This window comes from Klebsiella sp. HN106 (genome assembly GCF_051209435.1).
Taxonomy (GTDB): Bacteria; Pseudomonadota; Gammaproteobacteria; order Enterobacterales; family Enterobacteriaceae; genus Klebsiella; species Klebsiella oxytoca.
Genome location: NZ_JBLURD010000048.1, coordinates 1 through 2928, shown reverse-complemented (window position 1 = coordinate 2928; position 2928 = coordinate 1). Strand labels below are relative to the sequence as shown.

Sequence of the window (2928 nt, the reverse complement as noted above, 5' to 3'; positions counted from 1 at the left end):
TGCTCGGCGTGGCAAGACTCGCAGCGAACCCGTAGAAAGCCATGCTCCAGCCGCCCGCATTGGAGAAATTCTTCAAATTCCCGTTGCACATAGCCCGGCAATTCCTTTCCCTGCTCTGCCATAAGCGCAGCGAATGCCGGGTAATACTCGTCAACGATCTGATAGAGAAGGGTTTGCTCGGGTCGGTGGCTCTGGTAACGACCAGTATCCCGATCCCGGCTGGCCGTCCTGGCCGCCACATGAGGCATGTTCCGCGTCCTTGCAATACTGTGTTTACATACAGTCTATCGCTTAGCGGAAAGTTCTTTTACCCTCAGCCGAAATGCCTGCCGTTGCTAGACATTGCCAGCCAGTGCCCGTCACTCCGCGGTCTTCACTGCGTGATCGAGTTGATCGACACCCGCCGTGACACGCTCCATGAAGTGCCTGCCTGCGTCTGTTAGCCGAACGCCCCGCGCATGGCGCTCAAATAGCAGGACACCAAGGTTATCCTCCAGCGCTTTCACACGCGCGCTGACGCTCGACTGGCTGATACCAAGTGCCTTGGCCGCATGCCGAAAATTCAGATGCTCGGCGACGGCGATGAACTGAACAAGGGAAATGAGCGGTATCCTGCCAGACAGGATACCGACATTCACGAGGTTTCGATGGTTAGTGCGCCGCATCGGAGCGGGCCTGCTACCAGTCGTCGGTTAGACGACTGGCGACTTCTCGGTGGCAGCCCCACGGAGCCGAAGGAGCACCAGCCCCAACGAAACCAGTACCGCCATCGCCGTGGCGTAACAGATCACGGGCCACGCTGTGTCACCGTTTAAAAGTGCCACCGCCAATGTCCCGACAATGCTGACTATCAGGCTTTGAACGCAGAAGTAGAACGCGACCGCTGATCCCGCGATGTCGTCGAACTCTGCCAAAGCGCCGTTCGCGGTAACGGACACCGTGAAGACAATACCGACCGCGACAACCCACATCGGTAGGATGAAGGTGAGGAATGACGGCGAGCCGTAAAGTTCGCCGATCCCCAACAGGACCGCTCCGCAAACAAGCAACGCCATCCCACGCGCCACGCATCCTGCGATGCCCCATCTGGCGACAAAGGACTTCGCGAAACGGGTTGTCACGATCATTACAAGCGCGACAGTGGCGAAGGCAAAGCTGAATCCGATCTCGGAATATTCCGCTTGGCCTATGAGCACACGGGGAGCCGTCGAGAAGAAGACGAAGTAGGTGCCCATACCGGCGCTAAAGCCGACAGTGTAAACCCAAAAAGCCGGACTCGCGAAGATCGGCAAGACAGATCGGCGCGTCTTGACTTGATCCAGAGGGCGGGTTTCGTGCCACCTGAAACCCGCATTTAGGAGTGCGAGCATCGCCAGTATAGCCAAAGTAATGAATATCGCCTGCCATCCCAAGAACTCGCCGATCAATACTCCGGCGATAGGGCCGAGCGCAGGCACGAACGCCAGCATCGAACTGAAAAGGCCGTAGATGACGACACCCTCAGGACGGTTGGCATAAACGTCGCGAACCGTCGCGAACGTCGCCACCAGCATGGCCGACGCGCCCACTGCTTGAAGTAGACGGAAAGCGACAAAGGCCGGTGCAGTTGAAGACCAAGCTGCTCCCAGAGACGCAATGACGAAAGCCGTTGCGCCCGCAAGTAGAATTGGCCGTCGCCCGATTCTGTCTGAGAGCGGACCAAAAATCACCTGGCCCACGCCGAGCATCACCATATAGAGGCTCAACGTGAGTTGGATCATAGCGGGCGTCGTGTTCAGGATGCCGGGCATCGCTGGAACGACAGGGAGATAAATATCCATCGCCAGTGAAGCGAGGATGTCGAAAGGAGCCATCAGCAGCAGTGCTGCCGGCAGCGTATAGGCCCACGCGGGGCGTGTGGTGGTCATGACGAATCAACCCTCGATTAAGGAATACCGGGCGACGTCTGCTCGTCAGCAATCAGATGAGACTAGCCTTACAGAGCGCCGCAACAACAATACTGGTTGTTGCGGCTTACTTGTCTGCTGACTTGGAATTTCCCATCTGATTACTCCACGCTTACGAATATGAATTGCTACATTTTATCCGATTATCTTTTGCTTCGCAATGCGGCATGGGCGCACTCAGCGTTCCAGCCCCCTCTGCCGCCCTAACTGCCACGACACCGACCCGCCCTGCACGATGCCCATAACCTCGCGGCCGAGTTGGCGGTCGATGATCGGCCGCCACGGGACAAGGGTGAACTCATGGGATTTCTCGACCACGGCGAACTTGCCGCTCGATAGATGCACGGTTCCGGTAAACTTGCCGCTGACGCTCTCGCCGTCCGTGGCGGCGCGGAACGGCAGGCCCTTACTCAAAGCCATATCCGATCCGACGCCGGCTACCTCGCGCTCCCGCAGGATGGCGAGAAGGTTGCGCCGGTAGAAGACGCGGCTGTCCCGGCTGCGGGTGGCGTCGCCCTGTTCGATATGGTGCTCGCGGCGCTGGTCCATGGCTTCGCGGACTTGTTGCCCGAAGCCGGTTGGCGCAAGGTCGGCCGTCTCGCCGTGGATCAGCCGCCGGTCCAGCCAGGTCGCGCCGTCCGATCCGATCTGTTTGTTCAGATCGACCGGGGAAAGGACGCGAACGCTGGCCTGACTGTCTCGGCCGGCGTCATGGGCGGCGGCACGGCTGACCAGATCATCGGGGATGCGCCATTGGTCGGCGTCGATCCGCTCGACGATACCGGCCCGGCGTAGCGCCTCCAGCCGGCGCACATGGGCATCGACATAGCCCTCATAGTCGCCGCCTGGAACGCGGCACGTATAGGAAGAATAAACGCCCTTTTCACCCAAGTCCAACAGCTTTGGACCGCAGTTGACTCTTTCGACACCCCTGCGATGCAACCCAATCCGGCTGACGGGGAGCCAGCAACGCTGAAAATTT

The 2928-nt window shown here is 59.2% G+C and carries 3 protein-coding genes and 1 pseudogene; all 4 read right to left on the bottom strand.

From position 1 onward, the window contains the following. A pseudogene (locus tag ACSIPU_RS30115) lies at positions 1 to 248 on the bottom strand (transposase zinc-binding domain-containing protein); the annotation flags it as partial. A gap of 111 nt (positions 249 to 359) precedes the next feature. After that, positions 360 to 665 (bottom strand): LysR family transcriptional regulator, encoded by a 306-nt coding sequence (locus tag ACSIPU_RS30110; protein ID WP_001255015.1) that lies wholly within the window; start codon positions 663 to 665, stop codon positions 360 to 362. A 27-nt stretch (positions 666 to 692) separates the two neighbouring features. Continuing rightward, positions 693 to 1907 (bottom strand): chloramphenicol/florfenicol efflux MFS transporter FloR, encoded by a 1215-nt coding sequence (gene floR / locus ACSIPU_RS30105; RefSeq protein ID WP_000214122.1) that lies wholly within the window; start codon positions 1905 to 1907, stop codon positions 693 to 695. Between the two features lie 216 nt (positions 1908 to 2123). Next, positions 2124 to 2928 (bottom strand): DUF3363 domain-containing protein (locus ACSIPU_RS30100; RefSeq protein WP_223411754.1); only part of this gene is annotated, 805 nt, incomplete at its 5' end.